The sequence below is a fragment of the Roseobacter sp. HKCCA0434 genome (assembly GCF_032464675.1).
Lineage (GTDB): Bacteria > Pseudomonadota > Alphaproteobacteria > Rhodobacterales > Rhodobacteraceae > Pontivivens.
In genome coordinates this window covers 202351-217805 of sequence record NZ_JAWDKL010000001.1, presented here as the reverse complement: position 1 = coordinate 217805, position 15455 = coordinate 202351, and the positions used below count along the sequence as shown (strand labels likewise).

The 15455-nt window shown below is 68.2% G+C and carries 12 protein-coding genes; 9 read left to right on the top strand and 3 right to left on the bottom strand.

Annotated elements, in window-relative coordinates; translation table 11 throughout:
* Nucleotides 1-42 precede the first annotated feature (42 nt).
* From parE to RX333_RS01055, 4 genes are all read left to right on the top strand, one after another.
* Nucleotides 43-2004: a DNA topoisomerase IV subunit B gene (gene parE, locus RX333_RS01070; protein WP_316013053.1), complete on the top strand. Its 1962-nt coding sequence runs from the start codon at nucleotides 43-45 to the stop codon at nucleotides 2002-2004.
* 11 nt (nucleotides 2005-2015) lie between these two features.
* A complete protein-coding gene (locus RX333_RS01065; RefSeq protein WP_316013052.1) occupies nucleotides 2016-2765 on the top strand; it encodes a hypothetical protein in 750 nt (249 codons plus the stop codon).
* Nucleotides 2766-2794: 29 nt separating this feature from the next.
* The gene (locus tag RX333_RS01060) at nucleotides 2795-3139 is read left to right on the top strand and encodes a hypothetical protein (RefSeq protein ID WP_316013051.1); all 345 of its coding nucleotides are present in this window, start codon (nucleotides 2795-2797) and stop codon (nucleotides 3137-3139) included.
* 78 nt (nucleotides 3140-3217) lie between these two features.
* Nucleotides 3218-3604: a hypothetical protein gene (locus RX333_RS01055; protein WP_316013050.1), complete on the top strand. Its 387-nt coding sequence runs from the start codon at nucleotides 3218-3220 to the stop codon at nucleotides 3602-3604.
* A gap of 3 nt (nucleotides 3605-3607) precedes the next feature.
* On the opposite strand, the gene RX333_RS01050 is transcribed toward RX333_RS01055, so the two are convergent.
* Nucleotides 3608-5422, bottom strand: a complete 1815-nt coding sequence (locus RX333_RS01050; RefSeq protein ID WP_316013049.1) for an ABC-F family ATP-binding cassette domain-containing protein — start codon at nucleotides 5420-5422, stop codon at nucleotides 3608-3610.
* Between the two features lie 75 nt (nucleotides 5423-5497).
* Between RX333_RS01050 and RX333_RS01045 the strand changes: the two genes are divergently transcribed.
* From RX333_RS01045 to trpE, 3 genes are all read left to right on the top strand, one after another.
* Entirely contained in the window at nucleotides 5498-6673 is a 1176-nt protein-coding gene (locus RX333_RS01045; RefSeq protein WP_316013048.1) for an aminotransferase, read from the top strand.
* A gap of 83 nt (nucleotides 6674-6756) precedes the next feature.
* On the top strand, nucleotides 6757-8616 hold the full coding sequence (locus RX333_RS01040; RefSeq protein ID WP_316013047.1) for a peptidylprolyl isomerase: 1860 nt from the start codon (nucleotides 6757-6759) through the stop codon (nucleotides 8614-8616).
* 1 nt (nucleotide 8617) lies between these two features.
* On the top strand, nucleotides 8618-10129 hold the full coding sequence (trpE, locus tag RX333_RS01035; protein WP_316013046.1) for an anthranilate synthase component I: 1512 nt from the start codon (nucleotides 8618-8620) through the stop codon (nucleotides 10127-10129).
* Nucleotides 10130-10135: 6 nt separating this feature from the next.
* On the opposite strand, the gene RX333_RS01030 is transcribed toward trpE, so the two are convergent.
* On the bottom strand, nucleotides 10136-11665 hold the full coding sequence (locus RX333_RS01030; RefSeq protein ID WP_316013045.1) for a divergent polysaccharide deacetylase family protein: 1530 nt from the start codon (nucleotides 11663-11665) through the stop codon (nucleotides 10136-10138).
* A 159-nt stretch (nucleotides 11666-11824) separates the two neighbouring features.
* On the opposite strand from RX333_RS01030, the gene RX333_RS01025 reads away from it, so the two are divergent.
* A complete protein-coding gene (locus RX333_RS01025) occupies nucleotides 11825-12409 on the top strand; it encodes an aminodeoxychorismate/anthranilate synthase component II (RefSeq protein ID WP_316013044.1) in 585 nt (194 codons plus the stop codon).
* On the top strand, nucleotides 12402-13415 hold the full coding sequence (gene trpD / locus RX333_RS01020) for an anthranilate phosphoribosyltransferase (protein ID WP_316013043.1): 1014 nt from the start codon (nucleotides 12402-12404) through the stop codon (nucleotides 13413-13415). Before RX333_RS01025 ends, trpD begins: the two co-directional genes overlap by 8 nt.
* 1 nt (nucleotide 13416) lies before the next feature.
* Here trpD and RX333_RS01015 read toward each other — a convergent pair whose 3' ends face one another.
* A complete protein-coding gene (locus RX333_RS01015) occupies nucleotides 13417-15441 on the bottom strand; it encodes an NADH:flavin oxidoreductase (protein WP_316013042.1) in 2025 nt (674 codons plus the stop codon).
* Nucleotides 15442-15455: the final 14 nt, after the last annotated feature.

Sequence of the window (15455 nt, the reverse complement as noted above, 5' to 3'; positions counted from 1 at the left end):
GGTCTAATGCGGGCAACGCACCACCACACTCGGGGACCTTCCTTGGCCGACGACCTGTTCAAAGACGATGCCGCGCAAAGCTACGACGCCTCCCAGATCGAGGTGCTGGAGGGGCTGGAACCGGTGCGCAAGCGTCCCGGCATGTATATCGGCGGCACCGACGAGCGGGCTCTGCACCATCTGGTGGCCGAGGTGCTCGACAACTCGATGGACGAGGCGGTCGCCGGCCACGCCACCCGCATCGAGGTGGAACTGCACGCCGACTACTCCGTCACCATCCGCGACAACGGGCGCGGCATTCCCGTCGATCCGCACCCGCGCTTTCCCGACAAGTCGGCGCTGGAGGTGATCCTGTGCACCCTGCACGCGGGCGGCAAGTTTTCGGGCAAGGCCTACCAGACCTCGGGCGGCCTGCACGGCGTCGGCATCTCGGTCGTCAACGCGCTCTCGGACCATGTCCGGGTCGAGGTCGCCCGCAACAAGGAGCTCTACGCACAGGAGTTCTCCCGCGGCCTGCCCCAGGGCCCGGTCGAGAAGGTCGGCGCCGCGCCCAACCGCCGCGGCACCACCGTCACCTTCCACCCGGATGCGGAGATCTTCGGCGCGGGCGCGCGCCTCAAGCCCGCGCGTCTGCTCAAGATGGTGCGGTCCAAAGCCTATCTCTTCGGCGGGGTCGAGATCCGGTGGAAGACTGCCGTCGCCGCCGACGGCGTGCCGGACGAGGCCACGTTCAAGTTCCCCGGCGGCCTCGCCGACTACCTCAAGGAAATCCTGCAAGGCGCCGTGACCTATGCGGAAAATCCCTTCGCGGGCAAGGTCGATTTCCAGGAACGCTTCGGCGTGCCCGGCTCGGTCGAATGGGCGATCCACTGGAGCCCGATGCGCGACGCGGCGATGTCGAGCTACTGCAACACGGTCCCCACGCCCGAGGGCGGCACCCATGTCGCGGGCTTCTGGGCAGCGCTCACCAAGGGCATCCGCGCTTACGGCGAGCTGGCGCAGAACCGCAAGGCCGCGCAGATCACCCGCGACGACGTGATGGCGGGCGCGACCGCGCTGATCTCCGTCTTCATCGCCGAGCCGGAATTCGTCGGCCAGACCAAGGACCGCCTCGCCACGACCGAGGCGCAGCGGCTGGTCGAGACGGCGATCCGCGACCGCTTCGACACCTGGCTCGCCGCCGATCCCAAGGCCGCGGGCGCCATCCTCGACTACCTCGTGCTCAAGGCCGAGGAGCGCCTGCGCCGACGGCAGGAGAAGGAGACCGCCCGCAAGTCCGCCACCAAGAAGCTGCGCCTGCCCGGCAAGCTCGTCGACTGCGCCACCAACGCGCGCGAGGGGACCGAGCTGTTCCTGGTCGAGGGCGACAGCGCGGGCGGCTCGGCCAAGATGGCCCGCAACCGCAAGACGCAGGCCCTCCTGCCCCTGCGCGGCAAGATCCTCAACGTCATGGGGGCGGCGAGCGCCAAGCTGTCGACCAATCAGGAGATCAGCGACCTGACGCAGGCGCTCGGCACCGGTCTGGGCACGAAGTTCCGCCTCGACGACCTGCGCTACGACAAGGTCATCATCATGACCGACGCGGATGTGGACGGCGCGCATATCGCGGCGCTCTTGATGACCTTCTTCTTCACCCAGATGCGCCCGCTGATCGACAACGGTCACCTCTACCTCGCCGCCCCGCCGCTCTACCGGCTCAAGCAGGGCGCGGTCAGCGTCTACGCCCGCGACGACGCGGAGAAGGAGCGCCTGCTCGCCAAGGGTCTGGGCGGCCGCGGCAAGATCGACATCTCCCGCTTCAAGGGTCTGGGGGAGATGGACGCCAAGGACCTCAAGGACACCACGATGGACCCGGCCAAGCGTACGCTGATCAAGGTGACGGTGGACGAGGACATCCCCGGAGAGACCGGCGGCCTGGTCGAACGCCTGATGGGCAAGAAGCCGGAATTGCGGTTCCAGTACATACAGGAGAATGCGCGCTTCGTGGAGGATGTGGATGTGTAGGGGGGCTTTCCATGCAGTTTGAAAACACAAATAGAAAATTGCGATTGAGTTATAGAATTACGTTGGGGATACTTTTCATTGATGTGATTTCAATTATCGTAAATGATACTGGAATTTATTGGGCTTCAAGCTCCGATAAAATAGCGGCCATTTCAGCAACGATACCAATACTCGCAATAGCCACGATATTATCTCCAATCATCTTCGTGCCTTTGATTTTTTTGGGTCTATTACCGGCTGCACCTTCATTTTATATTACAAAAAAATTATCCAACATACGACATATCAGAGTTTTTTTAAAAGCAATCGTCCATAGGAGTGCTCAACGTAACGACGTCTTGAGCGCCTTTTACAAAACTAACGATCCTAAATTTTTAGAGATTTATCTAAACTCAAAAGATAAGTACGGAAAAAATATATTACGACTAATAAACGTCAGCTTCACCTTCATACTTTTAGTATTTTTGTATATTGCTGGCTCTTCCAGCAGACCTAACTCCATTCGAATATTATGTGGAAAGAGTGGGAGTACCGAGACATGTTTTTCATATTGGTCATTTCTGCCTGTCGCAGCAATATGTACTTTTATAGCATGTATAGCTCTAGATATCTTCTCAAAGCTTGATGATATGGCTGGCCCCGCCGATGGACTATCGCAAGATCACTGGGAACGCCTCAAAACTTTGAAAGGAAAAGGTTTGCTCAAAACGAAAACTGACGCAGTAATGAAAATACTGCAGAAACGACAATCCGCGCAATGAGTTTTTTCTAATACAAAAGGACACTCTGAATGCCGATTTTTCGAGTACAAGCTATCCCCCTCCTCCTCCTCGCCGCCTGCACCGCCCCAGATGACGAGGCGCGGTTCGATACCGGGCCGATCCTGACCAGCCGGGGGGCGCCCTACGGGGCGGACAACACCCTCTCGGTCGTCGCGCATTCGCGCAGTGGGGAGGTCGTGGGCGAGGAGTGTCGCGCCACCATCGCGGGCGAGCGGACGATCTTCGCGCTGCCCGGCATCCTCGCCGGGCCCGGCACGATCACCGATCTTTCCTGCACCTATAACGGCACGACCCTGTTCCATGACGGGCCGGTCGATCCGGGCACGTCGCAGGTGCGCTTCGTCTTCAACTGACGCGCGCCGGGGCGGGGTCGCTTGCCCCCGCGTCAACTCGTCCCACCTTGAGGGGCACCCGCAACAGGAGTGCCCCCCATGATGCGCCTTGCCTTGTCTCTCGCCGCCCTTGCCACCCTCGCCGGATGCGTCGTGCCCGCCGGGCCGATCGTCAGCGTCGCGCGTGAGGCGCCGACCACCGCCGAAGGCTCCTTCGACGTGATCGCCCGCGACGGCGACGGACGGATCCCCGCGCAGTGCCTCGCCACGGTTTCCGGCCGCCAGGTCTCGCTGAACGCGCCCGCCGATCTCGGCGTCGACGCGACCGAGATCTCCGCCTTGTCCTGCACCGCCCTCGGCCAGACCCTGACCGTGGCGGAGCGGATCCCGGCGGACGTCACGCGGGTCGGCTTCATCTTCGACGACCGGTTCTCGCGCATCTACCTGCGCCGGGCGGACGGCTCGATCGCCGCCTACCAGCAATAGGGCTCAGCCCTCCGACGCCTCCAGCCAGTCTTCCTCCACCTGGGCGAGCTTCTCCTGCCGCTCCATGAGGCCCGCCGTGGCCTTCTCGAACTTGGCGGGCGCGGTGGTGAAGAGGTCGGGATCGGCGAGGAAGGCTTCGAGCTTGCCGATCTCGGCCTGCAGGCGCTCCATCTCCTTTTCCAGCGCGGCGATGCGCACCGGGTTCGGCGCGGGTTTCGTTTGGGCCGTGGCGGGTTTCGGATCCGCCGGCTTGCCATACGCTTGCCGTACGCTTGCCATACGGGGTGCAGACGCGGCTTTCTCGGCGAATTGCGCCCCTTGCGCGGCCAGGTCGGACCAGCCCCCGGCATAGACCGTCGCCTCCCCGTCGCCGCGCATCAGCACCGTGGTCGTGGCCACCCGGTCGAGGAAATCGCGGTCGTGGCTGACGAGAATCACCGTCCCGTCATAATCCGTCACCAGCTCCTGCAAGAGGTCCAGCGTCTCGACGTCGAGGTCGTTCGTGGGCTCGTCGAGGATCAGCAGATTGCTCTCCCGCGCCATCAATTTCGCCAGTAATAACCGTGCCTTCTCCCCGCCCGACAGTGCCGAGACGGGGGAGCGGACCTGCTGGTCGTCGAACAGGAAGTCCTTGAGATAGCCGACCACGTGGCGCGGCGTGCCGCGCACCATGACCTGATCGGCCCGCCCCGACACGCCCAATAGCGGATCGCCGGTCAGCGATTCCCACAGGCTCGCCTCGGGGTCGAGCTGCGCGCGGTTCTGATCGAGGAACACCGGCTCCAGCCCCGTGCCGAGCCGGATGGTCCCCTCGTCCGGTTCCTCCTGCCCGATCAACAGCTTGAGCAGCGACGTTTTCCCCGCCCCGTTCGGCCCCACCAGCGCCAGCCGCTCGCCGCGCATCACGCGGGTCGAGAAGTCACGCACGATGGTCGTGTCGCCGTAGCGCTTGGCGATCTTCGTGGCCTCCACCACCAGACGGCCCGATTTCGACCCCGCCTTGAACTCCATCGCCGCGGTGCCCTGCCGCCGGATCTGCGAGGAGCGCTCGTCGCGCAGCTCGCCCAGCCGCCGCACCCGGCCCTGGTTGCGCTTGCGCCGCGCGGAAATGCCTTCGACCGCCCACCGCGCCTCGTCCTTGATCAGCCGGTCGAGCTTGTGCCGCGCGAGGTCCTCCTCCTCGTAGGTCTTGTCGCGCCAGTCCTCGAACGCCTCGAACCCGCGGTCGAGCCGCCGGACCACGCCCCGGTCGACCCACAGCGTCGCGCGCGTCAGGTTGCGCAGGAAGGTCCGGTCGTGGGAGATCAGCACGAAGGCGGAGCGGGTGGCCTTCAGATGTTCCTCCAGCCACGCGATGGCCTGGATGTCGAGATGATTGGTCGGCTCGTCGAGCAGCATCAGGTCGGGCTCGCCCGCCAGCAGTCGGACCATCGCGGCGCGCCGCCGCTCCCCGCCGCTGGCCTGCGCTGGGTCGCGGTCGAGTTGCAGTTTCAACCCTTCCGCCGCCGCGTCGACCTTCCATTCCATGCCCGGCTCCAGCCCGGCGACCGCGAACTCGCCAAGGGTGGAAAACCCTGCGAAATCCGGGTCCTGGTCCATGTAGCTCACGCTCATTCCGGGGCGCAGGAACCGCTCGCCACCGTCCGGCTCGACCATGCCGGCCATGATCTTCATCAGCGTGGACTTGCCAGAGCCGTTGCGCCCGACGAGGCAGATCCGCTCCCCCGGTTGCACGACGAGGCTCGCGCCGTTGAACAGGGGATCGCCGCCGAAGGTCAGCGCGATGTCGGAGAGGGTGAGGATGGGGGGCTGTGCCATGCGCCCGACTTGGCCGCGCGGGCGGGGCGCGTCAAGGCCCTTGCGCGCCCCGCGCCGCCGGGGCAGCGTCGGGGCATGAAGATCGCCCCTCCCATCGCCGCCACCTTCCCGCCGCCCGTGATGGAGGCGCGCGCCTGGATCGCCGGGCGCAGCTTCCCGGCGGACCGTCCGCTCATCAATCTCAGCCAGGCCGCGCCGATCGACCCGCCACCCGAGCAGATGCGCCACGCGATGGTCGAGGCGGTCATGGGCGATCCGGGCGCGCATCTCTACGGCCCCGTGCTTGGCCTGCCCGATCTGCGCGCGGCGGTCGCCCGGCGCTGGTCGCGCGGTTACGGCGGCGCGATAGAACCCGATCAGGTCGCCATCACCTCCGGCTGCAACCAGGCCTTCTGCGCGGCCATCGCCACGCTGGCGGCGGCCGGCGACAACGTGATCCTGCCCGCACCGTGGTATTTCAACCACCGCATGTGGCTCGACATGAGCGGCATCGACACCCGCGTCCTACCCTGCGGAGACGGCATGCTCCCCGACCCGGAGGCGGCGGCGGCTCTGATCGACGACCGGACGCGGGCCATCGTGCTGGTGACGCCGAACAACCCGACGGGGGCCGAGTACCCGGCGGGGCTGATGCGCGCCTTTCTCGACCTCGCCCGCTCGCGCGGCCTCGCGCTGATCGTCGACGAGACCTATCGCGACTTCCATTCACAGGACGGCGCGCCGCATGACCTGTTCGCGGACCCCGACTGGTCGGACACGCTGATCCACCTCTACTCCTTTTCGAAGGCGTTCCGCCTGACCGGGCACCGCGTCGGCGCGATCGTCGCGGGCCGCGCGCGGCTGGCACAGGTCGAGAAGTTCCTCGACACCGTCACCGTCTGTCCCAACCAGATTGGCCAGCGCGCGGCGCTCTACGGGCTCGACCACATGGCCGACTGGGTTGCGGGCGAGCGAGCGGAGATCCTCGCCCGCCGGGCCGAAATCGACCGGCTGATCGACGCCCTGCCGGGGTGGCAGGCGCTCGGCACCGGCGCCTATTTCGCCTACCTGCGCCACCCGTTCGACATGCTGTCGGACGCGCTCGCGAAACGGCTGGTCGAGGACCAGTCGCTGCTGATCCTGCCCGGCACCATGTTCGCGCCCACCGGCACCGACGGCTTCGCCGAATCCACGCTGCGCGTCGCCTTCGCCAACGTGGATTGCGCCGGTCTGGCCGAGATGGTCCGCCGCCTCGCCGCCTTCGCGCCCTGAGCCGCCCGCCCTCGCTTGCGCATCCGCCAGCCGTCCCGTAACACTTCGCGACAACCACGATTACCGCCCGCGAAGGACATGCGATGCTCACCTCCCTGCGCGCCCGAAAGAAGAACATCTTTGGCTGGGTCATCATCACGCTGCTGATCCTCGGCCTCGGAGCCTTCGGGTTCACCGACATCCTGACCGGCGGCAGCGCGCAGAGCGTCGCGCGGGTCGGCCAGACGGATGTCAGCGTCACCGAGTACCGCGTCGCCTTCGAAAACCGCGTGAACGCGATCCAGCGGCAGTTCGGCGTGCGCCTCGACGCGGCCCAGGCGCAGGAGCGCGGCGTGGACGGTCAGGTGATGGCGAGCCTGCTGCGCTCCGCCGCCCTGCGCGACGAGGCGCGGGTCCAGGGCATCTCCGTCCCCGATGAGGTCGTCGCCCGCCAGATCCTCGCCACCCCCGGCCTCGCGGGCACGGATGGCGAGTTCGACAGTGCGAGCTATCGTTTCTTCCTCGGCCAGCGCGGCCTGAACGCCGAGCGCTTCGAGGAGATCGTGCGGGGCGAGGAGGAGGCCACCCTGATAGGCAATATCGTCGCCTCCGGCGCCACGCTGCCGCCCGTCGCCGCCGACACGCTCATGGCCTTCCTCGGCGAGGAGCGCGCGATCGACTGGGTGCTGGTGCCCGCCGACCCCGAGGCGGTGGAGGCCCCCGAGGACGACGTCCTGCAGGCCTATATGGAGGAGCTGGAAGACCGCTACCAGACGCCCGAGCGGCGCGAGATCACCTTCGCCCGTCTCGACCCGGCGGTGCTTGCGCAAGGGCTCGACTATCCCGACGAGGAGCTGCGCGCCGATTACGAGGCCGACCTGCCCAACTACCAGCAGGCCGAGCGCCGCATCGTCGACCGTCTCGCCTTCCCCGACGCCGCCGCCGCCGAGGAGGCCCTCGCCGAAATCGAGGCTGGCGAGACGACGCTCACCGATATCGCGGGCGAACGGGGCCTGAGCGCGGGTGACATCTCGCTGGGCGTCGTCGAGCGATCCGCCCTGCCCCGTTCCGCGCGCGAACCGGTCTTCTCGCTCGAGGAAACCGGCACCGTCGGCCCCGTCGATACCGATCTCGGCCCCGCGCTCTTCGCCGTGAAGGCGATCATCCCCGCGCGCGAGAGCAGCTTCGAGGACGCGCGCGACGACGTCCGCGCCAATCGCGCCGCGCGCGATGCCGCCGACATGATCCTCGACGAAAGCCTGCGCGCCGAGGAACTGATCGCCGGTGGCGCCACGCCCGAGGAACTGGCCGAGGAAACCTCCTACGAGCTTGGCACCGCCACGGTCGCGCAAGGCTCCGACGGCATCGTGCCGCAGGAGGTGGTGGCCGAGGCCTTCGCCGCCGAACCGGGCGCCGACCGCGACCAGATCGAGACCTCCGAAGGGGCCTATTACGTCGTCCACGTGGACGAGATCATCGAGCCGTCCCTGCCGCCGCTCGCCGAGATCCGAGAGACCGTGCTGGCCGACTGGCGCGACGAGCAGGCGCTGCTCGCCGCCGCCGAAGCCGCCACCGAATTGCAGGGCCAGCTCGCCGACGGCCTGACGCTGGCCACTTTGGCCGAGCGGGAGGATCTGCAACTGCAATCGGACGAGGGCATCACCCGCGACGCCGATTCCGGCTTCCTGCCGCCCGAAACCGTGGCCCGCATCTTCGACGCCGAACCTGGCGAGACCGTGGTCGCGACCGACGAGGCAGGCGGCCTGCTGATCGCCCTGCGCGAAGTCATCCCCTACGATCTGGAGGGCGAGGACGCCGCGGCCCTGCGCGAGGTCTTCCTGGCGCAGACGGCGGGCGACCTTCAATCGGACATCCTGGGCTACTTCGCCAACGCCGTGGCCGAGGAGCGGGGCATCACGGTCAACCAGACCGTGCAGAACCAGATCACGCAGAGCCTGCGCTGAGATGGAGCTGCAACCGACGCTCGACGCCTTCACGCCGGTCCACGAGGCAGGCGGGAATCAGGTCGTCTGGACCCGCCTCGTCGCCGATCTCGACACGCCCGTCGGCGTGATGCTGAAGCTCGCCGCCGGGCGGCGAGATGCCTTCATGCTCGAGTCCGTCACGGGCGGAGAGAACCGGGGACGCTATTCCGTCATCGGGCTGAAGCCCGACCTCATCTGGCGCTGTCGGGGCGAACGGGCCGAGATCAACCGCCACGCCCGCTATGACGACGCAGCCTACGAGGCCGATGCCAGTCCCCCGCTCGACAGCCTGCGTGCGCTGATCGCCGAGAGCCGCATCGACCTGCCCGACGCCCTGCCCCCGATGGCCGCCGGGCTCTTCGGCTATCTCGGCTACGACATGGTGCGTCATGTGGAGCACCTGCCGGACGTGAACCCCGACCCGCTCGGCCTGCCCGACGCGATGATGATCCGGCCCACGGTCGTCGCCATCGTCGATGCGGTGAAGGACGAGGTCATCGTCGTGTCCCCCGTCTGGGCCGCCGATGGGCAATCCGCCCGCGCCGCGCACGCCCAGGCCGCGGAGCGGGTGATGGACGTGGTCGCCGATCTCGACCGGGCGGCCACCGGCCAGCGGCGCGAGGTGGCGGCGGTGGCCGAAATGCCCGAGCCGGTGTCGAACACCACCCGCGACGGCTACGATGCCATCGTCGAGCGCGCGAAGGAATACATCCGCGCGGGCGACATCTTCCAGGTCGTGCCCTCGCAGCGCTGGTCGCTCGACTTCGCCGAGCCTCCCTTCGCGCTCTACCGTTCGCTCAGGCGCACGAACCCGTCGCCTTATATGTTCTATTTCGACTTCGGCGGCTTCCAGATCATCGGCGCCAGCCCCGAGATCCTCGTGCAGGTCCGCGACCGCACCGTCACGATCCGCCCCATCGCGGGCACGCGCAAGCGCGGCGCGACCGAGGCGGAGGACCGCGCGCTGGAGGCGGACCTGCTCGCCGACCCGAAGGAACGGGCCGAGCATCTGATGCTGCTCGACCTCGGCCGCAACGACGTGGGCCGCGTGGCCAAGATCGGCACCGTGACCCCGACCGAGACCTTCATCATCGAGCGCTACAGCCACGTCATGCACATCGTCTCGAATGTCGAGGGAGAGCTGCGCGACGACCTCGACGCGCTCGGGGCGCTCCTCGCCGGTCTGCCCGCGGGCACCGTTTCGGGCGCGCCGAAAGTGCGCGCGATGGAGATCATCGACGAGCTCGAGAGCGAGAAGCGCGGCGTCTATGGCGGCGGCGTCGGCTATTTCTCCGCCGGGGGCGACATGGATATCTGCATCGCCCTGCGCACCGCCGTGCTGAAGGACGAGACGCTCTACGTGCAGGCCGGGGGCGGCGTCGTCTATGACAGCGATCCCGAGGCGGAGTATCAGGAGACGGTCAACAAGGCCGGGGCCCTGATGGCCGCCGCGCGCGACACGCTTTCGCAGGCGCGGCGCGGCAACCGTTAGACCGGCTCAGCCGCCGCTTGCCCGCGCGTCGAGCAACGGGGTGATCGGCGCCAGCGCCACGTCCCGCCCCGCGCGCGAGAAGCGCCACGTCACCAGCCCCGTCAGCGCCGCCGCGTCGCCCGGCGCGACCAGGATCGCGCCGCCCTCGGTCCGCGCATCGACCGACGTCCGCCGCAAGATCGCGCTGATCGCGCCGCCATCGGTGGTTTCCTCCAGCAGGCGCGTCGCGCTGTCGCCATGCACGCCCATGCTCGACGCCATCCGGTCCACCTGGTTCAGGCCGCGCGCCCGCTGCTGCGTGACGAGCACATGCCCGCTGAGCGCGAGATATTCGAGCGCGGCCTCGGTGATGCGACGATCGGACACGATGACCCCGTCGGCCCGGTCCATCAGCCCGACCGCGTCGGGAACGGCCGCCAGCACCGACGCGACCGTCTCGATCACGCCCTGATCGTCCATCGCGGCCAGATCGCCCAGCTCGCCCTCGGGCAGGAGGGCCAGCACCTCGAATCCCGCAGCGCGGAACGCGGCGCCACGCTCGGCCGCGTCGGACGCTTCGGCGGGAACGGCGATGGTCACCGGCAGGCTGACGCTCGCCGCATCGGCGATCGGGATCGAGTCGGCCCCGTCGTCGATCAGGATGACCGACATCAGCGGCTGGCCCTCGGGGACGGTGAACTCGGCCGCGTTGACCCGGCGCGGCGCCAGCTCGGGCGCGACCGCTTCCGAGATCGGATCGGCCACCGGCAATCGCGCGGGCGGCGGCGGCGGCGGCGTGCTGTCGGCCTGCGGCGCGTCTTCGGAGGCGAACTGCCCCGCCTCGGGCTGGATCGAGGTCACCACGCCGCGCCGGTTCAGCGAGCCGTCCGCATTCATGTTCGGCAGCGACGCGGAGGCGGTTTCGGGAGCTGTCTCGGAGCCGGGAGCAGCCCCCGGCAACCCGCCGCCCGTCACGGGCCGCGCGGGCGCGCCGGAGCTAACGCTCAGCGACGCGACCTCGGTATCGGGCGCGTTCAGGCCGCTGCCCCGCTGGATGCTGACGGCATTGTCGCCCGTGCTGGGTCGCGGTGCGAAACTGTCCTCGCCCGTGGGAAAATCCGGGCTGGATCCCAGCGCGATCGTGCCCTGCGACACCGCGGGATCGACTGCGGGCGCCGTGGCGGGCTGCTGCGGCTCGGAGGTCGCAGGCCGTCCGGCCTGCTGCTGCGGCGCAGGCGCCGCCTCGTTCGACTGCTGCGGCAACCGCGCGGGGGCCGGGTCGCCTTCGGCATCGCTCTCGACGATCTCGACCGGCAGGGTCTCGACCTCCGCCTGCGCCTCGCCGTCCCCTGCCGTGTCGGCCATGTCCGCTTGCGTGTCCACGTCCTGACCCGACTGCGCCACATCGTCCCGATCCGGCTGCGCCACGTCGTCCTGCCGGGGTGCCAGCGCCCCCTCTCCCGTCGCGCCCGGAGGCGGTACGGCGACCGCCAGACCGACGAAGGTGACCGCGCTCAGCACCACGCCCCCTGCGAATCCCGAAACGAAGCTTGCCATACCGTCCCCCAATTCCCCGGCGCGGGTCGCGCCGATGATCGTCTACATGGCCGGGTTCTCTTGACCCTGACTGCCACTTCCCCGCATTTATACCGCGCGATCCACGGGCGAACAGCCCTCAATCGCCACAGGCCGACCCGAGGAGCGAAGGACGCGCCCATGCTGCTGCTGATCGACAACTATGACAGCTTTACCTACAATCTTGTCCATTATGTGGGCGAGCTGGGCGTCGATGTGCGGGTGGAGCGCAACGACGCGCTCGACGTGCAGGCGGCGATGGCGCTGCGGCCTTCCTCCATCCTGCTCAGCCCCGGCCCGTGCGATCCCGACCAGGCGGGCATCTGCCTCGCCCTCGTTGCGGCTGCGGCGGAGACGCGGACCCCGCTGATGGGCGTCTGCCTCGGCCACCAGTCCATCGGCCAGCATTTCGGCGGCAAGGTCGTGCGCGCGGATGCGATCATGCACGGCAAGGTCGACACGATCCGCCATACCGGGCGCGGCCCCTTCGCAGGCATCGACGGGCCGTTCCGGGCGACGCGCTACCACTCGCTGACCGTTGCCCGCGACAGCATCCCCGACTGCCTGGAGATCACGGCGGACGTGGCCGACGGCACCGTGATGGGCCTCAGCCACCGCGAGCTGCCGATCCACGGCGTGCAGTTCCACCCCGAAAGCATCGCGTCCGAGCACGGGCGGCAGATGCTGCGCACCTTCCTCGATCTGGCGGAGCCTGCCCATGTCTGATGCCCTGAAGCCCCTGATCGGCACCGCCGCCGACCGTCCGCTGACGCAGGAGGAGGCGCGCACCGCCTTCGACGTCCTGATGCGCGGCGAGGCGACGCCGCACCAGATCGGCGGCTTCCTCATGGCGCTGCGCACACGGGGCGAAAGCGTCGCCGAGTACGCTGCGGCAGCCGAGGTCATGCGCGAGAAATGCGTGAAGGTCGCGGCCCCCGACGGCGCGATGGACATCGTCGGCACCGGCGGCGACGGCAAGGGCACGCTCAACATCTCCACCGCCACGGCCTTCGTCGTCGCGGGCGCGGGGGTGGTGGTCGCCAAGCACGGCAACCGCAACCTGTCCTCGAAATCCGGGGCCGCCGACGCGCTCGGCCAGATGGGAATCGAGGTCATGGTCGGCGCGGAGGTGGTCGAGCGCGCGCTGGCGGAGATCGGCATCGCCTTCATGATGGCCCCGATGCACCACCCCGCGATCAAGCATGTCATGCCCGCACGGCAGGAACTGGGCACGCGGACGATCTTCAACATCCTCGGCCCGCTGACCAACCCGGCGGGCGTGAAGCGGCAACTGACCGGCGCCTTCTCCCGCGACCTGATCCGCCCGATGGCGGAAGTGCTGCAGATGCTCGGCTCCGAAAAGGCGTGGCTCGTCCACGGCTCCGACGGGACGGACGAGCTCAGCATCGCGGGGCCGAGCTGGGTCGCCGCACTGGAGGATGGCACCGTCACCGACCGCGAGCTGCACCCCGAGGAGGCGGGCCTGCCCCTCCACCCGTTCGAGGACCTGCTGGGCGGCGAGCCTGCCGAGAATGCCGCCGCCTTCCGCGCCCTGCTCGACGGCGCGCCGGGCGCCTATCGCGACGCGGTGCTGCTGAACGCCGCCGCCGCCCTCGTGGTCGCCGATCGCGCGGCGAGCCTGCCCGAAGGCGTCGAGATGGCCCGCGAAAGCCTCGACAGCGGTGCCGCCAAGGCGAAGGTCGAGGCGCTCGCGCGCGCCACGCAGGCCTGAGCTACAGCGTCCGCACCAGCCGCAGCGCGTCGTAGATCGCCGCATGCGTGTTGCGCGCGGCGACCGCATCCCCGATCCGGTAGACCGCATAGCCCGCGCCTGCCTCCAGCTGCGCGCCCCCTGCGATCAGCGCCTCGTAATCCACCGCGCCGCCATTGGACGATCCCTCGCGCAGCTCGAAATAGAGATCGTCGAGCGGCAGCGTCCCGTGGTTCACCACCACCTGATCGACCCGCCGCTCCTGCACCATGTCGCCGTAATCGCTGCCGAGCGTGGCGACGAGCCTGTTGCCGTCGCGGCGGACCCCGTCCACCCGCCAGGTCGTCGTGAAAGTCACGTCATGCCGTTGCAGGATGCGCAGCGACGGCGTCAACGACATGGCCATGACCTCGGGCACGATGCTGCGGTCGCGCGTGACGACCTCTACCTTCGCGCCCGCCTGCGCCAGCTTCTCCGCTGCCTGCAGCGCCGGATAGTCACCCGCATCGTCGTAGATCAGCACGGTTTCGCCCAGCGACGCATCGCCCGAAAGGATGTCCCAGGCGGAAACGACCAGCTCCGCCCCCTCGACCACGTCCACATCCGGCAGGCCGCCCGTGGCGACGATTACCACGTCCGGCGACCCTTCCAGCACCGTGTCGGCCTCGGCAAAGCTGTTGTAGTGGAACCGGACCCCCGCCCGCTCGCATTCCGCCACGCGCCAGTCGATCAGCTGCATCATCTCGCGCCGCCGCTCGGTCAGCGCGGTCAGGCGCACCTGCCCGCCCGGATGGCCCGCCGCCTCGTGCACGATCACCTCGTGACCCCGCAGGGCCGCGACCCGCGCCGCCTCCAGCCCCGCCGGACCAGCACCAACGATGACGACCTTCTTCGCCACGTCCGCAGGCGCGATCTCGTGCGGCTGCTCCAGTTCCCGCCCCGTGGACGGGTTGTGCAGGCACAGCGCCATTCCGCCCTGATAGATCCGGTCGAGGCAGTAATTCGCGCCGACGCAGGGGCGGATGCGATCCTCCTCCCCCCGCGCGATCTTCGCCACGATATGTGGATCGGCCATGTGCGCGCGCGTCATGCCGACGAGGTCGAGCTTCCCGCTCGCGATCGCATGACGCGCGGTCGCCACGTCCTGGATCTTCGCCGCATGCAAGGTCGGGAACTGCGTTTCCGCCCGGATGCGCCCCGCGAAGTCGAGATGCGGCGACGACGCCATGCCCTGCACCGGAATCGTGTCGGTCAGCCCCGCATCCGTGTCGATATGCCCGCGCACGACGTTGAGGAAATCGACCAGCCCGCTGTCCTTCAGCCGTCTGGAAATCTCCAGCCCATCCTCGGCATTCAGCCCACCCTCCAGCATCTCGTCGCCGGTATAGCGCACGCCGACGAGGAACTCCGGCCCCGTCCGCTTGCGGATCGCGTCCAGCACCTCGAAGGTGAAGCGCAGCCGGTTGTCGAGATCGCCCCCGTAGGGTCCGTCGAGCGTGTTGGTCAGCGGCGACCAGAACTGGTCCATCAGATGCCCGTAGGCCTGCAGCTCGATCCCGTCGAGCCCCGCTTCCTGCATCCGCTCCGCCGCCGTCGCGTAATCCTCGATCAGCCGGGCGATGTCCCAGTCCTCGGCCCGCTTCGGGAACGCCTTGTGCGACGGCTCGCGCGCGTGGCTCGGCGACACGACCGGCAGCCAGTCGCCCTTGTCCCAGCGGGTGCGGCGGCCCAGATGCGTCAGCTGGATCATCACCGCGCAGCCATGCTCGTGGCAGGCATCGGTCAGCTCCGCCATCCAGCCCACGACCTCGTCCTTCCAGGCGAGGATGTTGTTGAAGACCGGCGGGCTGTCGCGCGATACGCTGGCCGACCCGGCGGTCATGGTCAGACCCACGCCCGCCCGCGCCCGTTCCTCGTGATAGGCGCGGTAGCGTGCCTTCGGCATCCCGTCCTCGGGATAGGCCGGTTCGTGCGAGGTGATCATCAGCCGGTTCTTCAGCACCAGATGCTTCAGCCGGTAGGGTTGCAGCAGCGGATCGTTGGTCATCCTGGCCTTCCTCG